This is a genomic window from Streptomyces sp. NPDC058284, from assembly GCF_042881135.1.
Lineage (GTDB): Bacteria > Actinomycetota > Actinomycetes > Streptomycetales > Streptomycetaceae > Streptomyces.
The window spans coordinates 83,450-107,286 of record NZ_JBHVYE010000015.1; the positions used below are offsets into that span (position 1 = coordinate 83,450).

The window sequence follows — 23,837 nt, forward strand, 5'->3', positions numbered from 1 at the left end:
CCACCCCCACCACGGTCACAGCACCCGGCCGGAGCTCCACCGACGTCACGGAGCGTCGCCGCGCGGAGCGCCGGCGCACGGAGCGGTCCGACTACCGCGCCGCGTTCGCGGCCGCGCCACTGCCCCTGGCCGTCGTCGACCACGAGGGTCTGGTCCTCAGCGCCAACGACGCCCTGGCCGACCTCTTCGGCACGGCCCCCGAGGCGCTCACCGGAAGCGTCGCCGCCGACCTGATCGACCTCACCTCCGACGCCCGCACGTGGCACGCGTACCGCGAGGTGCTCCACGGGCGGCAGGCAAGGCTGCGCTGCACCCGGCGCCTGAAGCACCCCGACGGGCACTCGCTGTGGGTGCAGATCACGGTCTCGCCGATGCCCGAGCGGATGCCGGAGCGGACGCCGGAGCGGATGCCGGAGCATGTGCCTGTGTCTGTCTCGGCGCCTGTGCCTGTCTCGGCATCGGCATCGGCATGGATGTCGGATCCGGAGCTGGAGCTGGACCCCGTGCCGGGGCTTGGCTCGGAGTCCATGCCGGACTCGGGGTCGATGCCGGACTCGGGGTCGATGCCGGACTCAGGGTCGATGCCGGACTCAGGGCCCGTCGGCCGGGGCGGGGCCGGGAGCGGGAAGGGCGGGGCCGTGCTCCTCGCCGCCGCCGACATCAGCGCGCGCCGCGAGTTGCAGGCCCGGCTGCGCCATGTGCAGATGCACGACCCGGTGACCCGGCTGCCCAACCGCAACCTGTTCTTCGAACGGCTCGCCGCCGCGCTCGAAGCGGGCATGTACGACGACACGAGCACCGGCCGGGTCGGGCTCTGCTACCTCGACCTCGACGGGTTCAAGGCGGTCAACGACACCCTCGGCCACCGGGTCGGCGACCGGCTGCTCGCCGCCGTCGCCGAGCGGCTCACGCGCTGCGCCGACCGGGCCGGGTACGGCAGGGCGGCGGCGCCGCTGGTCGCGCGTCTGGGCGGTGACGAGTTCGCGCTGCTCGTCGAGGACTCGACCGGCACGGACCAGCTGGTGGACCTCGCCGAGACGACGCTGGCGGCCCTGCAGGAGCCGTTCGACCTCTGCGGGCAGCGGCTCTCCGTCTCCGCGTCCATCGGCGTCGTCGAACGGCGCGCCGCGGGCACCACCACGACGGGGCTCATGCAGGCCGCCGACACCACGCTGTACTGGGCGAAGACGGACGGCAAGGCCCGCTGGACGCTCTTCGACCCCGAGCGCAACGCCCACCGCATGACGCGCCAGGCGCTCGCCAGCTCGTTGCGGCCCGGCGTCGAGCGGGACGAATTCGTCCTGGAGTACCAGCCGTTGGTGGGGCTCGACGACGAGGGTGTGCGCGGGGTGGAGGCGCTCGTACGGTGGCGGCATCCGCAGTTCGGCCTGCTGACGCCGAATCGGTTCATCGGACTCGCCGAGGAGGACGGGTCGATCGTGCAGCTCGGCCGCTGGGTGCTGCGGAGTGCCTGCCGGCAGGCCCGGCGCTGGCAGCTGGCGCATCCCGAGCGCGACCCGGTCTTCGTCAGCGTCAATGTGGCGGTACGGCAGGTGTGGGACTCGGACCTGGTCGCGGACGTCGCGGAGATCCTGGCGGAGACCGGGCTTCCGGCGCACCTGCTGCAGTTGGAGCTCACCGAGTCGGCCGTCATGGGCTCGGCGGGGCGCCCGCTGCAAGCCCTTCAGGCGCTCAGCGACATGGGCGTGCGGATCGCCATCGACGACTTCGGGACGGGGTACTCGAACCTGGCGTACCTGAGCCGGCTGCCGGTGTCCGTGCTGAAGCTGGACGGGTCCTTCGTACGGGGCTTCCAGTACGAGGAGGGCGAGGAGCGCACCAACCCCGCCGACGAGGTCATCGTCGAGGCGATGGTCCAGCTCGCGCACCGGCTCGGGCTTACGGTGACGGCGGAGTGCGTGGAGACTGCGGCTCAGGCTGCGCGGCTTCGGAAGATCGGTTGCGATACGGGGCAGGGGTGGCTGTACTCCCGCCCCGTGCCGGCGGACCGCATCTCTACGTTGTTGCGGGGCGCCCCGTAAGGGGCGCGAGGAACGGCGCGCCCAGCCCGCATATCGGCCGCACCGGCCGATCCCAACCGGACCCACGCGGACGCGTCTGCCTGCGGCGGCCTGCCCGCGGGTGCGAGTCGTCGGTGGTCGCTCGCGCAGTTCCCCGCGCCCCCAAAACACCCCCCGCTTCCCCCCACGGCAACGGCGGCGGCACACCGACTCCCCCAAGGGGCGCGAGGAACGGCGCGCCCAGCCCCCTGCGGGCCGCGCCGGCTGCTGCACCGCACCACGCAGACGCGTCTGCCTGCGGCGGCCTGCCTGCGGGTGCGGGTCGTCGGTGGTTGCTCGCGCAGTTCCCCGCGCCCCTAAAACACCCCCGCTTCCCCTCGCGGCAACGGCGGCGGCACACCGGCTCCCCCAAGGGGCGCGGGGAACGGCGCGCCCAGCCCCCACCCACCCGCGCCCGTCAAACCACCCCTCCCCGCTACGCCAACGGCAACCCGTACTCATCGGCGATGAGTTCGTACGAGCGCAGGCGGATCTCGCCGCTGTGTGCGTTGCCTGTGATCATCAGCTCGTCCGCGCCCGTGCGCTTCGCCAGGTCGTCCAGGCCCGTGCGCACCTGGTCGGGGGTGCCGTGGATGACGTTGGCGTTCCAGGAGTTGACGAACTCACGCTCCATCTCGGTGAACTCGTGCGCCGCCGCCTCCTCGGGGGTGGGGACGAGGCCGGGGCGGCCGGTGCGCAGGCGGACCATGTTGAGGGCGGCGGCCAGGACCTGGCGGCGGGCCTCGCTCTCGTCGTCGGTCGCGAGCGCCGAGACGCCGATGAGGGCGTAGGGGGCATCCAGGACCGCGGAGGGCCGGAACGACTCGCGGTACAGGTCGAGCGCCGGGATCGTGTTCTGCGCGGAGAAGTGGTGCGCGAAGGCGAACGGCAGTCCGAGGGCACCGGCGAGGCGCGCGCTGAAGCCGGAGGAGCCGAGCAGCCACAGCGGCGGGCGGTGCGTGGACTGGACACCGCCGGGCGAGGTCGCCTGGATGGGCCCGGGGACGGCGTGGATGCGCCGGTAGGGGTGACCGTCCGGGAAGTCGTCGTCCAGGAAGCGGGTGAGTTCGGCGAGCTGCTGGGGGAACTCGTCGGCGCCTTCGCCCAGCCGGTCCGTGCGGCGCAGGGCCGCCGCGGTCGCGCCGTCCGTGCCGGGCGCGCGGCCGAGACCCAGGTCGACGCGGCCCGGCGCCATCGCCTCCAGCGTGCCGAACTGTTCGGCGATGACGAGCGGCGCGTGGTTGGGCAGCATGACGCCGCCGGAGCCGAGCCGGATGCGGTCGGTGTGGGCGGCCAGGTGGGCGAGGATCACGGCCGGGGAGGACGAGGCGACGCCCGGCATGGAGTGGTGCTCGGCCACCCAGTAGCGGTGGTAGCCCCGCGCCTCCGCCTGCTTCGCGATCCGCACGCTGGTGCGCAGCGCGTCCGTGGCGGTGCGCCCCGCGCCGACGGTCACCAGGTCGAGTACGGACAGCGGTACGGGCGCGCTCCCGTGCCGTTCGCCGCGGATGCCGTCGCCGGTCGGGTCCACTGTCACTGGGGTGCCTCCTGCACTGCATGCGTATGTACGTACGCGTACACGTACGTACGTCGCGTCGGTCCTGACGGAAGATCGGGTACGGCCGGAACAACAGGAGGGTCACTCCGTTTATTCCCGGTCCACCCGATTTCCCGCACCCCGTCGCCCCGCACGACTACCGTGCCGACCATGGCCGATCCCCTGAAGACCCTCGTCGACGGAGTCGAGGTCGAGGTGCCCAACACCATCCCGGACATCCGCGCCGCCCTGCCCGAGCGGCGGCGCGCCGAGTTCGACCGGGCCATCAACGCGGCGGGGATCGACGAGATCCACGCCGTGATGCGCCACTGGATGCTGGAGGCCGTGCCCGATCCGGAAGCCGAGGCCCGGCTCGCCCGGCTCGCCTCCGACGAGGCCGAGAGGCGGGGCACGTCGTGAGCCCTCGCCACCGCCGGAGCCACCGCGTCACCTACGCGCCGCCCGCCGACGACACCCTCGCCAAGATGGGCGACCCCGACGCCTTCCGCGCCGCGCTCGTGCGGACCATCGGCCGGGACCCGTACGGGCACGGCTCCACGCCCGTACGGGACGACCCCGACCGCCGGGAGGCGACGATCGACGGCGCCATCGTCCTGTACTACGTCTCCGGGTCGGTCCAGACGTTAACGGTGGTCAGACTGATCCTCAGCCCCTGAGCCCCGTCCTCACCCCTCCGCCTGCACCACCGGCTCCCTTGTGAACAGGTGGCCGAGCCCCGGCGCGTTGACCCGGCGCTGGGCCAGCCGCAGCGCCTCCCAGACCGTGACCTGGTTCGCCGTCAGGACCGGCTTGCCGAGCTCGGCCTCCAGATCGGTGACGTACGCGGCCGTGTGCAGCGCCGTGTCCGGCAGGAGCACCGCCTGCGCGTCCGGGTGGTCGCCGTCCCTGGCGAGGGCGAACACCTCGTCGCGGCCCCACGTGCCGACCTCGGCCGCCGTGACGATGCCGCTGCCGCGCGCCGAGACGACCTCCGCCCCGGCAGCCTTCAGGAAGGCGGAGAAGTGGGCCGCCACATCCTCCGGATACGTCGCCGCGACCGCGACGCGGACCGCGCCGACCTCCCGTACGGCATGGGCGAAGGCGAACGACGTCGACGAGGCGGGCAGGCCCGCCGCCATCGCCAGCTTGCGCACCTGGTCGTGGGCGCCCTCCCAGCCGTACACGAAGCTGCCGCTGGTGCACGCCCACACCACCGCCTCGGCGCCGGAGAGCCGCAACTCCTCGACGCCCGCGGCGAGCCGTGCGTCCGAGCCCATTTCGAGCAGCGCGTCGACCCGGTGCGCGTCCTCACCGATGTCAGTGTGGACGACCTGCAGCCGGACATCGCTGCCGAGCATCTGCTCCATGCGGGGGTATTCGTCCTCGGCCGAGTTCCCCGGGTAGAGAAATCCGAGTGCCGTCACGTCCAGCCTCCTCCTTCTGCGGGTGGTACTTCGGGCAGGCCCTGCGGCGGTGCCGGCGGGGCGAGCGGAATCGCGCCCGGCCGCGCCGACGGATCGATCAGTGCCTGGTAGGGCCCTACCGCACGCGTACCCAGCCGACGCAGGGCGGACCACATCGTCACCTGGTTCGCGGAGATCACCGGCATCCGTAGTTCCGCTTCCAGTTGTGGGATGACGTCGTACGTCGGGAGGTTCGTGCAGCTGATGAAGAGGGCGTCGGCCCCTCCGTCGCTGCCCTGGATCGCGCGGCGCGCCATGTCCGCCACATCGCGGTAGGGGACCTTCCAGATGTGCCGGGTGAGGCCGAGGTAGGCGCGGGCCGTCACGGAGACGCGGGCCTCGCCCAAGTACTCCTCCAGAGACTGGGTCACCGACCAGGTGTAGGGCGTGACGAGCGCGATGCGCCGCGCGCCCAGTTCGTCGAGGGCCTCCAGGAGCGCCCCCGACGTGGTCACCGAGGCGACCGCGCCCTCCCGCGTCATGGCCTCGCACATCGCGCGCTCACCGGCGGTGCCGCCGACGAAACTGCCCGACGTGCAGGCGTACGCGAGGACTTCGGGCTCGGCGGCGGTCAGCGCGCGGACCGCCTCGCCGAGTGTCTCGTGCTCACTGACCAGGCGAGCGAGGTCGAGGCTGACCTCGACGGGCACGTACGGCGTACGGGTCAGATGGAGGGAGATCTCGTCCGGGATCCACCGCCACAGTTCGCGGTCGAGGACGAAATCGAAAGGGGCAACGACACCTACACCTCGCTGTGGGTGCGGTCCGCCGAGGAAAGAGACGTCCATGAACAGTCCCCAAGTTCGTGCGTGTGTTCAGGGACCGGCCGGAGGCCGGGGACGAGCGATGCCGGCGACGCGCCGGGACGGCGGGACGGGGATGCTGCGCGGACGTACCGCACAGAGTGTGCTAGCGGCTGCACGGAGAGTACTGGCTACAGGGTCCGCCGGTACAGCAGTGCCTCTGTTGACGAAGGTAGGTTCGGGTGCGAGCGTGGTCAATCCGCACATCTCAGACGGCCGAACCGGGTTTCCGGCACGTGTTTCCGACGCGTTTGCGACCCGGCGCGGCCGTACCTCTGACAGGGAAGCGGAACCTCATTGCGAAACGGTTTCCCCTCGATGTCCGAAACGACCGTCCTCGTCCTTGACGCGGGCCCCCCGACACCACCACCGCGCCTCGGCAGCCTGACCGGCCGGGCCCGGATCCTGCACGCCGACGAGACCGCCCTCGCCGAGCGGCTGCCGCTCGCCGACGTGCTCCTCGTGTGGGACTTCACCTCCGACGCGGTGCGCCGCGCCTGGCCCGGCGAGGGGCGAAGGCCCCGCTGGGTGCATACCGCGAGCGCGGGCGTGGACCATCTGATGTGCCCCGAACTCGCCGCCTGCGACACGCTGGTGACCAACGCGCGCGGCGTCTTCGACCAGCCCATCGCGGAGTACGTCGCCGCGCTCGTGCTTGCCATGGGCAAGGACCTGCCGCGCACCCTGGAGCTGCAGCGCGAGCGGAGCTGGCGGCATCGCGAGTCCCGGCGGATCGCGGGCACGCGCGCGTGCGTCGTGGGCTCGGGGCCCATCGGGCGGGCGATCGCGCGCACGCTGGAGGCGCTCGGCATCACCACCGCGCTGGTGGGCCGCACCGCGCGCCCCGGCGTGCACGGGCCCGGGGAGCTCGACCGGCTGCTCGCGCGCGCGGACTGGGTGGTGTGCGCGGCGCCGCTCACGGACGACACGCGCGGCATGTTCGACGCGCGACGCTTCGGCGTCATGCAGCCGTCGGCGCGGTTCATCAACATCGGCCGCGGCCCCCTCGTCGTCGAGGGCGACCTGGTGGCGGCGCTGACCGACCGGTGGATCGCGGGCGCGGCGCTCGACGTCTTCGACCGGGAGCCGCTGCCCGCGGACAGCCCGCTGTGGACGGTTCCCGGCCTCCTCGTCTCACCGCACATGAGCGGCGACACGATCGGCTGGCGCGACGAACTGGGCGCCCAGTTCGTCGAGTTGTACGAGGCGTGGGAGGCCGGACGGCCGCTGGCGAACGTGGTCGACAAAGAACGTGGGTATGTCCCAGGGCATTGATGGCACGGCACCCCACCCGTCTGGCTTCTGAGGAGCGTGCATGACCGAGCTCACGGATCTCACCGCCGTACAACTCGTCGACGGCTACCGCAAGGGCGAATTCAGCCCGGTCGACGCCACCCGTGCCGTGCTGCGCCGGGCCGAGGAGACCCAGTCGGCGGTGAACGCGTTCGTCCGGATCGAGCCGGAGACGGCTCTGGCGCAGGCCGGGGCCAGTGCGGAGCGATGGCGGCGGGGCGAGCCGCAGGGCCTGGTCGACGGCGTTCCCGTGTCGGTGAAGGACCTGCTCCTGATGCGCGACGGGCCGACCCTGCGCGGCTCGCTGACCGTGCGCCCGGAGGGGAAGTGGAACGAGGACGCGCCGTCGGTGGCCCGCCTGCGCGAGCACGGCGCGGTGTTCATCGGACGCACCACGACCCCGGAGTTCGGCTGGAAGGGCGTCACGGACGGCCCGCAGAGCGGCGTCACCCGCAATCCGTACGACACGTCGCGCACCTCGGGCGGTTCGAGCGGGGGCAGCGCGGTCGCCGTCTCGGTCGGCGCGGGCCCGCTCTCGCTCGGCACGGACGGCGGCGGCTCGGTGCGCATCCCCGCGGCGTTCTGCGGGATCTTCGCGCTGAAGCCGACGTACGGGCGCGTGCCGCTGTACCCCGCGAGCCCCTTCGGCACGCTCGCCCATGTGGGTCCGATGACGCGGGACGCGGCGGACGCGGCGCTGATGATGGAGGTCATCACCGGCCCCGACGCGCGCGACTGGTCCCAACTCGGCGCGGTGGCGGGGAGTTTCCGTGCGGGCCTCGGCGGCGGCGTACGGGGTCTGCGGGTCGCCTACTCGCCCTCGCTGGGCGGCCAGGTCGCGGTGCGGCCCGCCGTCGCGGCGGCGGTGCGGCGGGCGGTGGAGTCCCTCGCGGCGCAGGGCGCGTACGTCGAGGAGGCCGACCCCGACTTCTCCGAGCCGGTGGAGGCCTTCCACACCCTGTGGTTCAGCGGGGCGGCGCGCGTAGTGCAGCATCTGGCGCCCGACCGGCGGGAGTTGCTCGACCCGGGCCTGCGGGAGATCTGCGGGCAGGGCGCGCGGTACAGCGCGCTGGACTACCTCGCGGCCGTCGACGTCCGCATGGACCTGGGACGGCGCATGGGCCGCTTCCACTCGACGTACGACCTGCTGCTCACGCCGACGCTGCCGATCACCGCGTTCGAGGCGGGGACCGAGGTGCCGAAGGGGTCGGGGCACCGGCGCTGGACGGGCTGGACCCCGTTCACGTACCCCTTCAACCTCACCCAGCAGCCCGCCGCGACGGTGCCCTGCGGCGTCGATGACGACGGGTTGCCCATCGGGGTGCAGATCGTCGGGGCGCGGCACGCCGACACGGTGGTGCTTCGGGCGGCGCACGCGTTGTACGAGGCCGGAGCGGGAGGCATCGCACCGCCAGCCGTGGCTTGAGGACCCGGGGGCCCTGCCCCCGGACCCCCGGTCCTCGATCGCCGGACGGCGCTACTGCCTGCGGAAGTTGAGCGTCTCGTCCTGGGCGCCCGCTCGCCACAGGTCGTTGCAGGCCTCGGCCATCCGGTCGAGGCCTTCGACGATCTGGCCCCAGACGATGCCGGGGACCCAGCCGACGTCACCGTTCAGGAGCAGGTTGTTGCGCTCGTAGAACAGGGCGAGGTCGACGACGGTGGTGCCCGCCCGCACGTCGGCCTCCGCCTCGTAGCCGTAGGCCTGCGTGCCCAGTTCCGTGCCGGAGAAGGAGAAGTAGCAGAGGTCTCCCGGGATGGGGGTGACGGTCGGGTTCTCCAGGGGCGGCTCCCGGTCCGCGAACGCCGGGAAGAGGGCGTAGATCTCGTTGCGCGCGTACTTCGCGTGATAGACGTCCGAGCCGAGTGGCAGCGCCTCCCACACCGCCGCACACGTCAACGGGGCCCGGTCGTCGAGCAGTTTCGCCGTGCACTGGACTCCCCGCTTGGCGAGGGAGACTTCGATGAATCGCTCTGGCATGTGTCCCATGCTCCTCACTGGGTCAAGAGGACAACGATCGCATCAGGGGCCGGAATTCGTCGGCATAACTCGCTTCGAGTCGGGTAGCCGCGCGCCCATGGCTCCACCACTTGGGAACAACGAGGGATTCATCGGCAGAGCGGTCCGCCGCCGCGCCCTGCTCACCGGAGCGGGCGGGGCGGCACTGGGCGCTCTCGGGGTCTCGGCATGCAGCCGGGTTCCCGACGAGGGGAAGGTTGAGGGGGGCGATCTGCTGGACCGCCTGCGCGACAGCGGCACGGTCAGGATCGGTGTCGCGGGCGAGGTCCCGTTCGGATACATCGACGAGAACGGCGAGGTCACGGGCGAGGCGCCGGCGATCGCCAAGGTCATCTTCCCTCGCCTCGGCATCCCCAAGGTCAAGGCGGTGCCCACCAAGTTCGGCGCCCTGATCCCCGGCCTCACGCAGGCCCGGCAGTTCGACGTGGTGTCGGCGGGCATGTACATCAACCCGGTCCGCTGCGAGCAGGTGCTCTTCTCCGACCCCGACTACCTCATGCTCGACTCCTTCATCGTGAAGAAGGGCAACCCGCACGGCATCAAGGGGTACGAGGACATCGCCAAGAAGGGGCTGAAGCTGGCGAGCGGCACCGCCTACGCGGAGATCGACTACGCCAAGGCGGCGGGCGTGAAGTCCGTACTCGTCCTGCCCGACCAGGTGGCGGGGATGGACGCCGTGTCCCAGGGCCGGGTGGACGCCTTCGCCGGCACCAACGTCACCGTCCGCACGGTGATCAAGAAGAACTCGCGGGTCGAGGCGACGAAACCCTTCCAGCCCGTCGTCGACGGCAAGCCCGCCTACGGTGCCGGTGGTTTCGCCTTCAGGCTCTCCGAGAAGAACCTGCGGGACGCCTTCAACAAGGAGCTGCACAAACTCAAGGAGAGCGGCGAGCTGCTGCGGATCGTCAAGCCGTTCGGCTTCACCGAGGCCGAGATGACGGACCTGACCGTGGCCAGGCTCTGCCCTCCGGCGAAGGGCGGCTTGTCATGATGTCGTCGGAGTTCTTCGGGAACTGGTTCCTGCCGGGCATCTGGATCACCGTCCAGGTCACGCTCCTCAGCGCGGCCCTCGCCTTCGTGATCGCCTTCCCGATCGGGGTGCTGCGCACGTCCCGGTTCTGGATCGTGCGGTTCCTGGCCGGGGCCTACTTCGAGATCTTCCGCAGCACGTCGTCGCTGGTCTTCATGTTCTGGATCGCGTTCACGGTGCCGCCGGTGTTCAACATCAGCTTCCAGCCGATGTTCGCGGGCATCCTCGCGCTGGGCATCACGTACGGCGCGTACGGCTCGGAGATCGTGCGCGGCGCGCTCGCCGCGGTGCCGCCCGCACAGCGCGAGGCCGGCATCGCCCTGAACTTCACCCCGCTGCAGCGGCTGCGCCGCATCGAACTGCCGCAGGCCTGGCCGGAGATGATCCCGCCGTTCAACAACCTGCTCATCGAGCTGCTCAAGGGCACGTCGCTGGTGTCCCTGATCGCGGTGGCCGACATGACCTTCGCCGGTGACCTGGTGCGGCTCGTGAAGAACGAGAGCGCGCCGATCTACACGCTGCTGCTCGCCCTGTACTTCGTCTTCGCCTTCGTCCTCACGCGCGGCATGCGGCTCCTGGAGCGGCACGCCAAGAAACGGGTGGGCCAGACGCCGGAGAAGACCAGCCTGTTCGGCGGACTGCGCTCGAAGTCGTCGATCGACGTCGTCGCCGGCACGGGGGGTGCCAAGTGAACTGGAACTGGTCGCATGTGGACGACTTCATGCCGGTCTTCTGGGACGGTGTGGGGCTCACCCTCAAGGCGCTGCTGTTCGGCTCCCTGATCGCCTTCTCCCTCGGCCTGGTCTGGGCGATCGCCCAGCGCTCGCCGAAGAAGTGGATCCGCTGGCCGGTCACGGTGGTCACCGAGTTCATCAGGAACACCCCGCTCCTGGTGCAGCTGTTCTTCCTGTTCTACGTGGTGCCGGAGTGGGGCCCCTCGATGTCGCCCCTCACCACGGGCATCGTCGGCCTCGGGCTGCACTACTCGACGTACACCTCGGAGGTCTACCGCGCCGGCATCGACGGCGTCCCCGAGGGCCAGTGGGAGGCGGCGACCGCGCTCAGCCTCTCCAAGCGCCGCACCTGGACGTCCGTCGTCCTGCCGCAGGCGGTGCGCAGGGTGATCCCGGCGCTCGGCAACTACGTGATCGTCATGCTGAAGGAGTCGCCGCAGATGGCCGCCATCGGCGCGCTCGACATGCTGGGCCAGGCCCAGAACTACAGCCAGACGACCTTCACCTACGAGGCGATCAGCGTGGTCGGTGTCGCCTTCATCGTCATCGCCTACCCGGCCTCTGTTCTTCTGCGAGTTTTGGAGCGTCGCCTTGTCCGCTGACAGCAGCACTTCCCAGGAAATCGCCAACCCGGCCGTCGACGGCAGCGAGCTGATCCGCTTCGACAAGGTCGTCAAGCGCTACGGCTCGAACGTCGTCCTCGACGAGCTGGACTTCTCCGTCGCCTCCGGCAAGCACGTGACGCTGATCGGACCTTCCGGTTCCGGCAAGACCACGATCCTGCGGCTGCTCATGACGCTGGTGAGGCCGGAGCAGGGCACGATCAAGGTGGGCGGCAACTACCTCACCCACGAGGAGAGGAACGGCAAGCTCGTCCCGGCCGGCGAGAAGCACGTCCGGGAGGTCCGCAAGAACATCGGGATGGTGTTCCAGCAGTTCAACCTCTTCCCGAACATGAAGGTGCTCAGAAACATCACCGAGGCCCCGGTCACCGTCCTCGGCCTGTCCAAGGACGAGGCCGAGGAGCGGGCCCGCGAGCTGCTCGACCTGGTCGGGCTCGGCGACCGCATCGACGCGTACCCGACCCAGCTCTCGGGCGGCCAGCAGCAGCGCGTCGCCATCGCGCGCGCCCTGGCGATGCGCCCGCAGGTGCTGCTGCTCGACGAGGTGACGTCCGCGCTCGACCCCGAGCTGGTGGCGGGCGTCCTCGACGTGCTGCGCGACATCGCGCACACCACGGACATCACCATGCTGTGCGTGACCCACGAGATGAACTTCGCCAGGGACATCTCGGACCAGGTGCTCATGTTCGACTCGGGCCGGGTCATCGAGTCCGGTACGCCGGAGAAGATCTTCACCGAGCCGGAGCACGAGCGGACCCGGGAGTTCCTGAGCGCGGTGCTGTGAGCGGGTGCCGGGGCGCGGTGACGTGATCGGGGGCCGGTGTGCCGGGGCGCGGTGACGTGATCGGGGGCCGGTGTGCCGGGCCGGTCGGGTGCCCGGGAGGTGTCCGCGTACCGGATCTTGACACTGACATATGCCAGAGTGGCGCGTTCCTGCTGACACGGCCGGAGCGCGCCACCATTCTCCGCAACAGACGCTCCGAATGGGCCAGTTGACGGCTATCCTGGGACGGAGCCCGACTGTCCGGAACCGTTCCACGCAGGGGGATGCCGTGGCGTTGCAGCACGAGGCGACCACGCCGCACCGCTCCGTCCAGAGCGCCCTGCGAGTCCTTGAGACCGTCTCCCGGCACGACACCGGCGTGACCGCGGCCCGGATCGCCCGCGACACCGGCCTCCCCCTCGCCCAGCTCACCCCCTTGCTCCGCATGCTGCGCAGCGAGGGGTACGTCGAGCAGCTCACCGACGAGGCCTCCGGCGCGTACGTCACCGGTGAGACCCTCAGCCGCCTCGGCTCGGCCCGCGACCACGCCGACGCGCTGCGCGAGAAGCTCCAGCGCACCCTGGACGGCCTGCGCGACTCCATCGGCGCCGCGGTCTACATCAGCCGCTACGTGGACGGCGAGGTCCGCGTCACCGACTTCGCGGCAGGACCCCGCACCCCCGCGGTCAACGAATGGGTGGACTTCCGCTCCTCCGCGCACGCCAGCGCGGTCGGCAAGAGCCTGCTCACCCAGCTCGACGTGAACGGCCGCAGGGACCACCTCTCACGCCACAAGATGGCCCGCCTCACCTCCCGGACGATCACGAACGAGCGGGTCCTGCTCAACCGCCTCGCCTCCCAGCCCGCCACGGTCCCGGTCCTCGACCTCCAGGAGTACGCGGTCGGCACGGTGTGCGCGGCCGTACCCATCACCGCGGGGTCCGCGGTGGGGTGCCTCGCGCTCTCCCTGCCGGTCGAGCACGCGCACCGCCTGCGCGAGGCGGCGGACACGCTGAACCGCGGGGCGGCGCCGGTGCTGCTGTCCCTGGCCATCTAGGTTCCCCGCCGTGGTCGGAGGCACCCTCTCGGACCAGGTACTATTTACATGTCAGCAGGCGCCGCTAGCTCAGTTGGTTAGAGCAGCTGACTCTTAATCAGCGGGTCCGGGGTTCGAGTCCCTGGCGGCGCACTTGCGAATGCCGAAAGGGCGTTCCCGGTCTTCCGGGGACGCCCTTTCGCGTTGGTCCCCTCGGGGGTGGGCCAAGGGTGCGGTTTTCCGCACCCCCACTCGACGGCAACCCTCATACCGCCACTGACCTGCACTTTCTAGCGTTGCCCCCTATGGACCTCACGACTCTCGCTCTCCCCCAGGAACCCGCGGGCGGCATCGCAGGATGGGCTGCCGACCTCGTCGATGTGCTGGGCGGTCCTGGCGCCGGGCTCGCCATCGCGCTGGAGAACCTCTTCCCGCCGCTGCCCAGCGAGGTGATCCTGCCGCTCACCGGTTTCGCCGCGGGCCAGGGCGTGATCAGCCTGTTCTCCGCGCTGTTCTGGACCACGCTCGGCTCGGTCGTCGGCGCGGCCGCCCTCTACTGGATCGGCGTCCTGTTCGGGCGCGAGCGCATGCACGCCCTGTGGGCGAAGCTGCCGCTGGTCAAGCCCGCCGATCTGGAACGCACCGAGGCGTGGTTCGACCGGCACGGCACCAAGGCCGTCCTCCTCGGCCGGATGGTGCCGATCTTCCGCAGCCTGATCTCCGTACCGGCCGGCGTGGAACGCATGCGGCTGCCCCTCTTCCTCGCCCTCACCACCGTGGGCAGCCTCGTCTGGAACACCGTCCTCGTCATGGCGGGCTACTGGCTTGGCGACCAGTGGGACGCGGTCGAGACGTACGTGGGCCTGCTCTCCAAGGCCGTCCTTGTCCTCGTCCTCCTGGCGGTCGCGGTGTACGTGGTGGTGCGCGTGCGGTCCCGGAACCGGCCCGGTGACCCGGCCCGGGACGCCGCCGGGGCCCGGCACCGCCGCTCCCGATAGGGCTCGGCTAATGTCGGACGGCGTGAAGGAGCCCGTGGCCGCCCCGTTCGTCCTCAGGGTCCTCGGCGTGCTCGTCGGCTGCTTCACCGCCCTGCTCGGACTGCTGTACTTCGTCGTCGCGGGCACGGCCCTCGGCGCCTTCCTGCTCTGGCCCCGCACCCGCCGCCGCGCCCACGCCCTGCTCGCCGCGGGCGCCCGCAGGCTCACCGCCCTGGAGCGCCGGCGCCGCTCCCTCTTCTTCCACGACGTCTTCCCCGAGCACCGCGCCTGCGACCAGCAGATCCTGCGCTACCTCGCGGCCCGTACGTACTCCGGGCTGCTGTGCGCGGTGGTGGTCGGCCTCGTCGACTTCGGCGCCGTCCTCGCCGGGATCTTCGCCGTGTCGCTCACCCACTCCTCGATGACCTGGATCGACCTGCTCAGCCAGGTCGTGCTCGGCGGCACCCTGCTCTTCCTCGCCGTGCAGGGCCTGCGCGCCCTGACCGACCAGGACGCCCGTCTCGCCCGCGAGTGCTTCGGCCCCTGCGAGCGGGAACTCATGCAGCGCCGCATCGACGAACTGGCCACCAGCCGCGCCGCGGTCGTCCGCGCGGTCGACGTCGAGCGGCGCCGCGTCGAACGTGATCTGCACGACGGCGTCCAGCAGCGGCTCGTCGCCCTCGCCATGCTGCTCGGCCGGGCCCGGCGCGGCCGCACCCCCGAACGGGCCGACGCCCTGCTCGAACAGGCCCACAAGGAAGCGCGGGAAGTCCTCACCGAACTGCGCGAGGTGGCCTGGCGGGTCTACCCCACCGCCCTCGACAGTCTGGGCCTGCACGAGGCGCTCGGCGGGGTGTCGGAGCGGTGCGCGCTGCCCGTCCGCATGGAGTACGACGTACCGGACCCGCTGCCCTCCTCCGTCGAGACGGCCGCCTACTTCGTCGTGTCGGAGGCCGTGAACAACGCCGCCAAGCACGCGGCGGCCGACGAGGTCTTCGTACGGGTGCGGAAGACCGGATCCACGCTCGCCGTCCTCGTCCGCGACAGCGGCGTCGGCGGCGCGGACCCGGCGGGCAGCGGGCTCACCGGGCTGCGCAGCCGTGTCGCCGCGCTCGACGGCACGCTGCGGGTCGACAGCCCCCTCGGGGGACCCACCACGATCACCGCGGAGCTGCCGTGCGCGTAATCCTCGCCGAGGACTCGACCCTGCTGCGGGAGGGCCTGGTCCGGCTGCTCGCCGAGGAGGGCCACGAGGTCCTCGCCGCCGTGGGCGACGCCGACGCGCTGCTGCGCGAGGTCGAGGCGCGCGCCCCCGACGTCGTCGTCACCGACATCCGGATGCCGCCGGACCACACCGACGAAGGCCTGCGCGCCGCGGTGCGGATCCGCGAGCTGCACCCCGAGATCGGCGTGGTCGTGCTCTCCCAGTACGTGGAGCGCAACTACGCGGCGCAGCTGCTCACTTCGAGCGCCGAACGGGTCGGCTACCTCCTCAAGGACCGGGTCGCCCAGGTCGAGGAGTTCCTTGACGCACTGGAACGGGTGCACGCAGGTGGCGCCGCCATCGACCCCGAAGTCGTACGGCAGTTGCTCATCCGCACCACGCACGCCGACCCGCTGACCCGGCTCACGCCGCGGGAACGCACCGTCCTCGAGGCGCTGGCGGAGGGGCACACCAACGCGGCCATCGGGCAGAAGCTGTTCATCTCGCTGAGCGCGGTCGAGAAGAACCTGAACGCGATCTTCGACAAGCTGGGCCTGTCCCGTGCCGACGGGTACAGCCGGCGGGTGCTCGCGGTGCTGCGGTATCTGGAGTCGTGAGGGCGGCGGTATCCGGAGTCGTGAGAGCGGCGGTATCTGGAGTCGTGAGAGCGGGGGTATCTGGAGTCGTCAGGGCGGCGGTCGTGGTGGTTACGACAGTACGAAGCCGTCCATGAACAGCGCCGCGGCCAGCCCTGCCGCCAGGAGGTACGTGCCTAGCCTGGTCCGGCCCCGGCGGCTCAGTTCGATCACTCCGCCGCAGAGGATGAGCAGCAGGCCGTAGACGCCGACGACGAGCACGGAGGACCTGCTCGCCAGGCGCAGCGCGAGCACCACCGCCGCGGCGGCCATCAGGACCGAGGCCGCGGCGATGCGGGCGCGGCGGGCGCGGGCGGCGGGGGTGGGGGTGGGGGCGGGGCTCTGCTGGTTCTGGGCGGCCTCGTCCGGTGTGTCGCCCTGTGCCGTGGTCTTGGGCTGTGCCGTTGCCCCGGGCTGTTCTGACGCGCTCATGGACGTGGATCGTAATCGGTCAAGCGAGCGGTTTTACCGACTTGTGTTCCTTCCCTACTGATCCCTCACGCCCGCAGGTAGGCCGCCGCCTCGGAGACGCCCAGTTCACCGGCGACCGCCGCGTTCGACCTGCCCTCGGCGACGCCCCCGGGCCATGGGGGCACGGTAGCGGGGGTGTGTGCGGGTCCGTTTGGGCTGGGGCGCCTGTTGTTCGGTTGTGGGGCGGGGCCGCGGGGGTATGTGCGTACTCGCTATCCCTGCGTCACGCTGCACGAACAATGGCGCTACAGGATGCTCGGTGCTCCGTTCGCACATACCCCCACGTCCCCTCCGGCCGGTTTGGCGGCTGCGCCCCGGTGGGGGCGTGTCCCTACTCCGGCTGTGCGTCGCGGGGCAAACGGGTGGGTGGGTGGGATGCATCCGCCGCGGAGCGGCGGGACTGTCCGCGCCCGCAGGCGGAAAGCGGGGGAGAAACCCCCACCCGCCCGCCCATCCCCGCGAAGCGGCAGGCTAGTGGTCCAGCAAGTCCTCCCGGCCCCGCGCCCTGAACTGCCGCAGCAGTTCCTGGACGGCGGGCGGGGTCAGCCGGTGGTAGGCCGACGTGCCCGGGGGGCGCCACCACACCGGGTCCCCGCACCGGAATCCCTCCCGGCGCAACACGCTCCGCGCGACCTTGTTCGTCGCCGTCACCGGCATGCTCGGGACCACCCGTACGAAGCGGGGCGCCATCTTCGTCCCCAGGTCCGGCTGCGCGGACAGGAAGGCGGCGAAGGCGGTCGGAGAGAAGGAGGTGGCGGGCGGCGGCGCGAGTGCCGCCATGACCTGGTCGCCCGCCACCGGATCCGGCACCGCGTACACCGCCACCGCCGCCGCCCCGGCGAACCTCGCGAGGATGTTCTCGATCACCGCCGCCGCCAGGTTCTCGCTGTCCACGCGCAGCCGGTCGTCCGTGCGGCCCGCGAAGTAGAGGTAGTCGTCCGCGTCGCGGTAGAAGAGGTCGCCCGTCCAGTACCAGCCGTCCCGCTGCCGCTCCGCCTGGGCCTCCTCGTTGCGCCAGTAGCCCTCGAAGGGGTTCGGGCCGCGGTTGACCAACTCCCCTATCGCCGTATCCCCGTTCAGCAGGCGGCCGTCCGGGGAGAACCGTGCCGCCTCGCACTCCCGCAGCGTCCCGGGGTCGACCACCGCGAGGTCGTCCCCGGGCGCGGCGCGGCCGATCGCCCCGGCCGGTGTGCCCGGGGTGCGCTGGATCGCCGCCCCGCCCTCGGAGGACCCGTACCCCTCGACGAGCCGTACCCCGAACCGTTCCTCGAAGCGCGCCGCGTCCACCGCCCCCGCCTCGGTGCCGAAGCCGACCCGCAGCGGGTTCTCCCGGTCGTCGGGGCGTTCGGGCGTGGCCAGGATGTACTGCACCGCCCTGCCCACGTACGTGAAGTACGTCGCCCCGAAGTCACGTACGTCGTCAAGGAAGCGGGACGCGGAGAAGCGGGCGCGCAGCGCGACGCACGCGCCCGCGGCCAGCGCCGGCGCCCAGTCGGCGATCACCGCGTTGCCGTGGAACATGGGCATGCAAATGTAGTGGGTGTCCGAGGGCCGGACGCCGAAGTGCGCGACCAGCGAGCCGCCAGCCGCCGCCAGCCGTCCCTGGCTGCAGATCGCCGCCTTGGGTGCGCCCGTCGAACCGGAGGTGAAGTAGAGCAGGAGAGGTGAGTCCGGGCGTACCGTGCGCGCGGGTTCCGGCTTCGCGTCCGCGTAGGGCGCCAGCAGTGCCTCGTACTCATCGGTGCCGACCACCAGGGTGCGTACGCCCGGGAGTTCGAGGCCGTCGAGCAGCGGCAGGTGCGCTTGTTCCGTCACCAGGATCTGGCAGTCGGTGTGCAGGATGTCGCGGGCCAGCTCCGGGCCGCGGCGGGTGGGATTGATGCCCGCCACGGCCGCGCCCGCGAGCGCCGCCGCGCTCAACCACTGCGGGAATTCGGGGGTGTTGTCGAGCAGTACGCCGATGTGCGGTGCGCCGCGCCGTCGCAGGAGGTCGGCGAGGAGTGCGGCCCTGGCCGCCGCCCCCGCCGTCACCTGGTGGTGGCTCAGCTCACCGCCGGTGTGGCGCAGTCCTGCGCGGTGATCGCCCCACCGCGCCTTTACGAGTTCCGCGACCGTGGCTCCGGTGCTCTCCATGACCGCGCACCATAATTGACGGAGCGTCAGGTGTGGAGCCCGTCGGCCCAGCCATCGCGTTGATGAGTGCTTCCGCGCACGCCGTGTGGTCGGCACGGCGTGCGCGGAACCTGCCCGAGGAGTGCGGGGAAGTCCTCGGGCAGGGCTCAGAAGGCGACGTCCGAGCAGGCGTAGAACGCGTTGGACGTGTCCGCGACCGTCCAGACCGCGACGATCACATGGTGCCCGCTGCGACCGCCGGGGATGGTGCCGCTGTGCGACAGGGTGGCGGGCGGCTGCTGGCTGTTGTACGGAACGCTGAGGAACGGCGTGGTGTCCAGGGCGGACCTGGTCACCGCCTTGCTGTCGTCCCAGCCCTGCTTGGTGATGTAGTACTTGAAATCGGTGGTGCGGTGACGCGCGGTGAACTGCCAGCGGAAGGTGTAGTTCTGACCGCCACTCACCTTCGTCGTCGGCCAGGCCCCGCCCCCGGGCGTCTTGGGCGAGTTGAGCTGGTCGAATCCGGCTACGCCCGCCGAGCAGATCTTGCCGTCGGCCGGGCCGCCGGCGGGAAAGCCCTTGGGGCCCTCGGCGCTCTGCGGTTCGTACTGGATGGAACCGCAGTTGGACACCACGCCCTTGGCGCAGTTGATCTGCCGGCTGGCCGGCAGGTCCGTGTAGCCATGACTGCTGGCGCCACCGGCGGAGAGCGCGAACGCGCCGACCGTACCGAGGCCGACCAGGGCCGCGTAAACCTTCTTGTTTCGCATGTGCCGCTCCTGCCGAACGTGGGGAGTTCCGTGGGACGTGCGCGCACTGCGGTCTAGACCAAGCTCAGATTATTGCCGTTAGTTGAACATGTCCATACCAATAGCGGCGAGGATCCGTCCGCATCGTTCACCGGCCGGGGGCCCGCGGTCAGTGACGGTCTCCGTGGCCCGTGCAGAACGCCACCGTCAGATCCTTCACCAGGGCCTTGCGCTCGTAGTCGTCGAGTTCCACGAGGCCCCGGGTGGTCAGCCGCGTCACCGTGTCCTCGACCGAGTCGACCACCGAGGTCAGCACGGTGTCGCGGTGGCGCGCCTCCAGCGCGGCGACCCGGCGGCGCTGCATCGCGGCGGCGACCTCGGGGGCGTACTCGATACGGGTGGGCCGGGCCGAGAAGATCTCGACGCCGACCGCCTCCGTGTCCGCCGCGAGCGCCCGGGTCAGCGCGGCGCCGACGGCCTCGGCGTCGCGCAGGGTGGGCGCCTCGTCGTGGAAGGCGTCGGCGGGCAGCCGCGAGACGACCCTGGCCGTGGCCGCCTCCACGCACTCCCGCAGATACTCCTGGTGGTCCTCGATCGCCAGCGTCGCCCGCGCGGGGTCCTTCACCCGCCACACGAGGAGCACCACCACGCGCAGGGCCACGCCGCTGCGGTCCACGGCCGGCATCGGCTCGCTCCGCCAGTGCCGCAGCCGTACGTCGACCCGGCGGCGGAGCAGCAGCGGGTTCACCCACATCAGGCCGGTGCGCCGGACCGTGCCCCGGTAGCGGCCGAAGAGGCTGAGCACCCAGGCCCTGCCCACCCGGCCGCGCGCGAGACCGCCGAACCCGAAGAGGCCGAGCGTCCCGGAACCGGCGAGCGACGCCCACTGCGCGGGTCCGAGCCCCGCGCCCTCGTAACCCGGCAGCCCGGTCAGCCGCAGCGCCGGCTCCGGCAGCACCCCCGCCCACCACAGCGAGAGCGCGCCGCCGGCGACGCCCGCGCAGCCGCCGAGCACTCCGGCGAGTCCGGGCAGCACCCAGGCCCGCCGCTCCAGCGTCGCGGGGTCGATGTCGGTGACGGGCCGTGCCTGCGGTTCGGCGACGGCGGGCGGTGCGGGCCGCCGTGCCGTGCGGGGCTGCTCCCCGGTCCCTTGCCTGCGCCGCACCACGGCGGGCGGGAGCGGTACGCCCGTCGCGTCGTCCGGATCGTCGCGGAAGAGGAGGTGCACGGGGATCTCGGTGGTGGCCTCGCTCTGGATCACCCGGGGCGGTCGCGCGCCGGCCGGCTCGGGCGCCCCGTCGGGCTGCGGGGTCTGTGGCTGGGAAGCCGCCGTCGCACTCATCCGTCTCTCCGGCTCATCCGTGCCTCCGCCTCATCCGTCTCTCCGGCTCATCCGTGTCTGCGGCACATCCGTGCCTCCGCCTCATCCGTCTCTCCGGCTCATCTGCGCCTCGGTTCATCTGTGCCTCGGCTCATCGGTGTCTCGTCCTGCTCCACGCCCTGACGCGAATCGTGTCCGTCCGGTCCCGTCCGGTCCGGCGCGGGGCACGTTCTTCGGGCGTACGCACGACAGTGCGGGCCCGCCCCCCGTCTCCCCGTTCCGCCCACCGCGCCGCCCTCACCGGAACAGCCGCCGCCACGTCTCTGGCCCCGGGTAACCGTCGGCCGCCGCGCCCCGCCAGCCCTGGGCCCGCTGGAACGCCTCCACATTGCGCCGGTCGCTCTCGCTCCAGCGCGGCCCGGGGCCCCGCGCGTAGTGCTTACCGAAGCCCTTCTTCACCAGTTGCCTGCCGAGCCGCTCGATCGCCGCGTGCGTGCTGCCCGGGCGGAAGACGCCGCGGCCGGGGTAGGCGGGCGCCTGCGCGCCGCCCGCGCCGGTCACGGGGCCGTCCGCGCCTGCGCCCGGTGCGGGGATGTTCCGGCCCTTTCCCTTCATCAGGTACGACCACGTCATCGGCCCCGGCAGCCCGTCCGCGTTCCCGCCCCGCCACCCCTGCGCCAGCTGGAACGCCTGGGTCGCCCTGCGGTCCGCGTCGCTCCAGCGCGGCCCGGGACCCGACCGGTAGAAGCGCTTGCCGCCGCGGGCGACCAGCGCCTTGCCGAGCCGCGTCACGTACTTGTTGTCCGCCCCGGGCCCGAAGGAGCGCGCGCCCGGGTACGGCGCGGCGGCGGAGTCCGCGCCGCCCGGGGTGCCGTCGCTCACACCCTTGTAGCGATAGGCCAGATAGCGGTCCCCGTCGGTCCAGTAGGGGTAGGGGGTGACCTGTTTCCTGGCGTGCGGGCGGGTCTGTTCGTAGGCGACGTAATGCGTGCGCTCCGCGTCGGTCCACCCCGCGAAAAGCGTGACGTGCGATCCCTTGTTGGGGTCCGCCGGATTGTGGAAGAGGAGAATGTCGCCGGGCTGCAGTTCATCCTTGGCGATGCGCACCGCGTACTTTCCGAGGCTGCCCGTCCATTCGTTTCCCGGGAGGTTCCAGGCCATCGAGACGAAGCCCGAGCAGTCCTGCCGATAGCCGTCGCTCCAGAACTTGTCCATGGTGTACGGCACCTTCGCCGCGATCCACTTCTCGGCCCTGGCGATGATCTCCGCCCGGGTGATGGGCTGCGCCGCCGACGCGGCGGGCGCCCCCGGCGTCGGGGTGCCCGAGCCGCCGTGCAGCGGGGCCACCGCGCCCTGCGGGGTGTCGGGGGCGTCGTCGGCCGGGGCCGCGTCCGGCGCCGCCGCATGGCCTCCCACCTCGACCGATGCCACGGCGGGCAGCGACTGACCGCCGAGCGCCGCGCCCGCCGCCGCGGCGAGGACGAGGGCGCGGCGCGCGCCGTGCGCCGCCGGGTGGCCGCCGAGCCGCGGCGGCAGAGTGTGCTCCGTCCGGCGCCAGTGAATACAGCCCGGACAGCCGCAGTCGCTCTCGGGAACGAATTCCTCGAACTGCGGAGCGGCCTCCATGCGATTCCCCTCACACCCCGAATAAGAATCTCCGCGCATCTGCACGTCCGTCAGTTTTGCAACTGTCCCGGGATATCGCATGTTGACGGTCCGAATGATGGAGCGGCCGCCGTTCGGCACTCCCCCGGGCGCCCCGGGCCCCGGCGGACCGGTGCCGGGTGGTCCGGAGCACCGCCCGACATCCGGTAGAGTTCTCCGGGTCAGCAGGCGCCGCTAGCTCAGTTGGTTAGAGCAGCTGACTCTTAATCAGCGGGTCCGGGGTTCGAGTCCCTGGCGGCGCACAGACAGCGAAGGCCCTCCGTTCACGCGGGGGGCCTTCGTCGCGCCCCGGGGGCGCCTTCCGGTCATGCCCGTCCGGGGCCTGCCCCCGCATGCGTACCGCTACCGTTGCGCCATGGCGCGCGACATCCAGGAGCGGATCAAGAAGCTCATCATCGACTCCAGGCTGCCCTCGGGGGCCTCACTGCCGACCGAGCCCGAGCTGATGGAGCGCCTGGGTGTCAGCAGGAACTCCGTCAGGGAAGCCCTCAAGGCGCTCCAGGCGATGGGAATCGTGGAGATCCGGCACGGTTTCGGCACCTATGTCGGCCCGATGTCCGTCGCGCCGATGATCGAGGGCCTCGCCTTCCGCACGGTCGCGGGCCACTACCGCGGCGAGGACAGCCTGCTCCAGCTCCTCGAGCTGCGCGAGGCCGTGGAGACCGGCCTGATCACCCGCCTCGCGGGCCGGGTCCCCGACGCCGACCTGGCCGAACTCGACGCCCTGGTCGAACGGATGGAGGCCGAGGCGGCGTCCCCGGAGGCAGCCGTGCGCGCCGAGACCGACCGGGCCTTCCACGCCACCCTCTACCGCGGCCTCGGCAACCTCCTCCTCGGCGAGGTCCTCGAGGCGTTCTGGGACGCCTTCCACCGGGTCCGCACCGATCTGGTGGACGTGCCGCAGGACCCCAGGGTCACCTGCCGCCAGCACCGCGAGATCCTGGCGGCCGTGCGCTCGGGCGACACCCTCAGGGCCGAGCAGGCGGTGCGTGAGCACTTCGGCAACATCCGCACGCGCCTGAGCTCACCCGTCTCACCGGATGCCCCAAATCGCACATATGACCGGTAAAGAGGTCTTCGCCCTTGCGATCATGCCGTAGGGCGTAGAACCCTGTTCTGGAGCCATCGGCTCTCATGAGGCCGACGACGCGGGGCAGTTGGGGACCCGGTTCGGCCGTGGCGGGACAAGGGGCGGGGTCCCGTTCATGAAGCGATGCCGAGGGGGGCATCATGCAACCGGAAGGTCGCCTTTCGCTGTCTAAGCCGACGGTGGCCTGCCTCTGATGCGTTCGCGAAGGTCGAGGGGGACCGAGCGGACCGGAACGACCAACGAACACGCGGGTG

General features: G+C 71.6%; 23 protein-coding genes and 2 tRNA genes. 16 read left to right on the forward strand and 9 right to left on the reverse strand.

Features of this window, described 5'->3' with window-relative positions:
* The first annotated feature begins 125 nt into the window (after window positions 1-125).
* Window positions 126-2,042: an EAL domain-containing protein gene (locus tag ACFVYR_RS21505; RefSeq protein ID WP_384254091.1), complete on the forward strand. Its 1,917-nt coding sequence runs from the start codon at window positions 126-128 to the stop codon at window positions 2,040-2,042.
* 454 nt (window positions 2,043-2,496) lie between these two features.
* Here the strand turns inward: ACFVYR_RS21505 and ACFVYR_RS21510 are convergent, their stop codons facing one another.
* Complete coding sequence (locus ACFVYR_RS21510; protein WP_384253910.1) at window positions 2,497-3,597, reverse strand: LLM class flavin-dependent oxidoreductase; 1,101 nt, start codon at window positions 3,595-3,597, stop codon at window positions 2,497-2,499.
* A gap of 171 nt (window positions 3,598-3,768) precedes the next feature.
* Here ACFVYR_RS21510 and ACFVYR_RS21515 point away from each other — a divergent pair, with 171 nt between their 5' ends.
* Complete coding sequence (locus ACFVYR_RS21515; protein WP_384253907.1) at window positions 3,769-4,017, forward strand: hypothetical protein; 249 nt, start codon at window positions 3,769-3,771, stop codon at window positions 4,015-4,017.
* Between the two features lie 65 nt (window positions 4,018-4,082).
* A complete protein-coding gene (locus ACFVYR_RS21520; RefSeq protein WP_384254088.1) occupies window positions 4,083-4,274 on the forward strand; it encodes a hypothetical protein in 192 nt (63 codons plus the stop codon).
* A 9-nt stretch (window positions 4,275-4,283) separates the two neighbouring features.
* On the opposite strand, the gene ACFVYR_RS21525 is transcribed toward ACFVYR_RS21520, so the two are convergent.
* Both ACFVYR_RS21525 and ACFVYR_RS21530 read right to left on the reverse strand, forming a co-directional pair.
* A complete protein-coding gene (locus ACFVYR_RS21525) occupies window positions 4,284-5,021 on the reverse strand; it encodes a decarboxylase (RefSeq protein WP_384253904.1) in 738 nt (245 codons plus the stop codon).
* Window positions 5,018-5,848: a decarboxylase gene (locus ACFVYR_RS21530; protein ID WP_384253902.1), complete on the reverse strand. Its 831-nt coding sequence runs from the start codon at window positions 5,846-5,848 to the stop codon at window positions 5,018-5,020. The genes ACFVYR_RS21525 and ACFVYR_RS21530 overlap by 4 nt, the downstream gene beginning before the upstream one ends.
* A gap of 333 nt (window positions 5,849-6,181) precedes the next feature.
* On the opposite strand from ACFVYR_RS21530, the gene ACFVYR_RS21535 reads away from it, so the two are divergent.
* Both ACFVYR_RS21535 and ACFVYR_RS21540 read left to right on the forward strand, forming a co-directional pair.
* Complete coding sequence (locus ACFVYR_RS21535) at window positions 6,182-7,138, forward strand: D-2-hydroxyacid dehydrogenase (RefSeq protein ID WP_384253899.1); 957 nt, start codon at window positions 6,182-6,184, stop codon at window positions 7,136-7,138.
* A gap of 40 nt (window positions 7,139-7,178) precedes the next feature.
* Entirely contained in the window at window positions 7,179-8,582 is a 1,404-nt protein-coding gene (locus ACFVYR_RS21540; protein ID WP_384253896.1) for an amidase, read from the forward strand.
* Window positions 8,583-8,633: 51 nt separating this feature from the next.
* Here ACFVYR_RS21540 and ACFVYR_RS21545 read toward each other — a convergent pair whose 3' ends face one another.
* A complete protein-coding gene (locus ACFVYR_RS21545; RefSeq protein WP_384253893.1) occupies window positions 8,634-9,134 on the reverse strand; it encodes a DUF3830 family protein in 501 nt (166 codons plus the stop codon).
* Between the two features lie 97 nt (window positions 9,135-9,231).
* Between ACFVYR_RS21545 and ehuB the strand changes: the two genes are divergently transcribed.
* The 9 genes from ehuB (at window position 9,232) to ACFVYR_RS21590 (ending at window position 16,157) form a co-directional block, all read left to right on the forward strand.
* A complete protein-coding gene (ehuB, locus tag ACFVYR_RS21550; RefSeq protein WP_384253891.1) occupies window positions 9,232-10,164 on the forward strand; it encodes an ectoine/hydroxyectoine ABC transporter substrate-binding protein EhuB in 933 nt (310 codons plus the stop codon).
* On the forward strand, window positions 10,164-10,895 hold the full coding sequence (gene ehuC, locus ACFVYR_RS21555) for an ectoine/hydroxyectoine ABC transporter permease subunit EhuC (RefSeq protein WP_384254086.1): 732 nt from the start codon (window positions 10,164-10,166) through the stop codon (window positions 10,893-10,895). Before ehuB ends, ehuC begins: the two co-directional genes overlap by 1 nt.
* Window positions 10,892-11,539: an ectoine/hydroxyectoine ABC transporter permease subunit EhuD gene (ehuD, locus tag ACFVYR_RS21560; protein WP_384253889.1), complete on the forward strand. Its 648-nt coding sequence runs from the start codon at window positions 10,892-10,894 to the stop codon at window positions 11,537-11,539. Before ehuC ends, ehuD begins: the two co-directional genes overlap by 4 nt.
* A complete protein-coding gene (ehuA, locus tag ACFVYR_RS21565) occupies window positions 11,529-12,344 on the forward strand; it encodes an ectoine/hydroxyectoine ABC transporter ATP-binding protein EhuA (protein WP_384253886.1) in 816 nt (271 codons plus the stop codon). The genes ehuD and ehuA overlap by 11 nt, the downstream gene beginning before the upstream one ends.
* Window positions 12,345-12,612: 268 nt before the next feature.
* The gene (locus ACFVYR_RS21570; protein WP_384253884.1) at window positions 12,613-13,380 is read left to right on the forward strand and encodes an IclR family transcriptional regulator; all 768 of its coding nucleotides are present in this window, start codon (window positions 12,613-12,615) and stop codon (window positions 13,378-13,380) included.
* A gap of 58 nt (window positions 13,381-13,438) precedes the next feature.
* Window positions 13,439-13,512, forward strand: a tRNA-Lys gene (locus tag ACFVYR_RS21575).
* 152 nt (window positions 13,513-13,664) lie between these two features.
* On the forward strand, window positions 13,665-14,357 hold the full coding sequence (locus ACFVYR_RS21580) for a DedA family protein (RefSeq protein WP_384253882.1): 693 nt from the start codon (window positions 13,665-13,667) through the stop codon (window positions 14,355-14,357).
* Window positions 14,358-14,367: 10 nt separating this feature from the next.
* Window positions 14,368-15,522: a sensor histidine kinase gene (locus tag ACFVYR_RS21585; RefSeq protein WP_384253880.1), complete on the forward strand. Its 1,155-nt coding sequence runs from the start codon at window positions 14,368-14,370 to the stop codon at window positions 15,520-15,522.
* A complete protein-coding gene (locus ACFVYR_RS21590; protein ID WP_384253877.1) occupies window positions 15,513-16,157 on the forward strand; it encodes a response regulator in 645 nt (214 codons plus the stop codon). Before ACFVYR_RS21585 ends, ACFVYR_RS21590 begins: the two co-directional genes overlap by 10 nt.
* A gap of 90 nt (window positions 16,158-16,247) precedes the next feature.
* Here the strand turns inward: ACFVYR_RS21590 and ACFVYR_RS21595 are convergent, their stop codons facing one another.
* From ACFVYR_RS21595 to ACFVYR_RS21615, 5 genes are all read right to left on the reverse strand, one after another.
* Window positions 16,248-16,607: a hypothetical protein gene (locus ACFVYR_RS21595; RefSeq protein WP_384253875.1), complete on the reverse strand. Its 360-nt coding sequence runs from the start codon at window positions 16,605-16,607 to the stop codon at window positions 16,248-16,250.
* A gap of 510 nt (window positions 16,608-17,117) precedes the next feature.
* Window positions 17,118-18,779 (reverse strand): AMP-binding protein, encoded by a 1,662-nt coding sequence (locus ACFVYR_RS21600; protein ID WP_384253872.1) that lies wholly within the window; start codon window positions 18,777-18,779, stop codon window positions 17,118-17,120.
* 146 nt (window positions 18,780-18,925) lie between these two features.
* Entirely contained in the window at window positions 18,926-19,528 is a 603-nt protein-coding gene (locus tag ACFVYR_RS21605) for a lytic polysaccharide monooxygenase (protein WP_384253870.1), read from the reverse strand.
* 148 nt (window positions 19,529-19,676) lie between these two features.
* Entirely contained in the window at window positions 19,677-20,849 is a 1,173-nt protein-coding gene (locus ACFVYR_RS21610; protein WP_384253868.1) for an SPFH domain-containing protein, read from the reverse strand.
* A gap of 276 nt (window positions 20,850-21,125) precedes the next feature.
* A complete protein-coding gene (locus tag ACFVYR_RS21615; RefSeq protein WP_384253866.1) occupies window positions 21,126-22,454 on the reverse strand; it encodes a peptidoglycan-binding protein in 1,329 nt (442 codons plus the stop codon).
* A 207-nt stretch (window positions 22,455-22,661) separates the two neighbouring features.
* On the opposite strand from ACFVYR_RS21615, the gene ACFVYR_RS21620 reads away from it, so the two are divergent.
* Together ACFVYR_RS21620 and ACFVYR_RS21625 are read left to right on the forward strand one after the other, a co-directional pair.
* A tRNA-Lys gene (locus ACFVYR_RS21620) sits at window positions 22,662-22,735 on the forward strand.
* Between the two features lie 113 nt (window positions 22,736-22,848).
* Window positions 22,849-23,562 (forward strand): FadR/GntR family transcriptional regulator, encoded by a 714-nt coding sequence (locus ACFVYR_RS21625; RefSeq protein WP_384253864.1) that lies wholly within the window; start codon window positions 22,849-22,851, stop codon window positions 23,560-23,562.
* The last annotated feature ends 275 nt before the right edge of the window (window positions 23,563-23,837 follow it).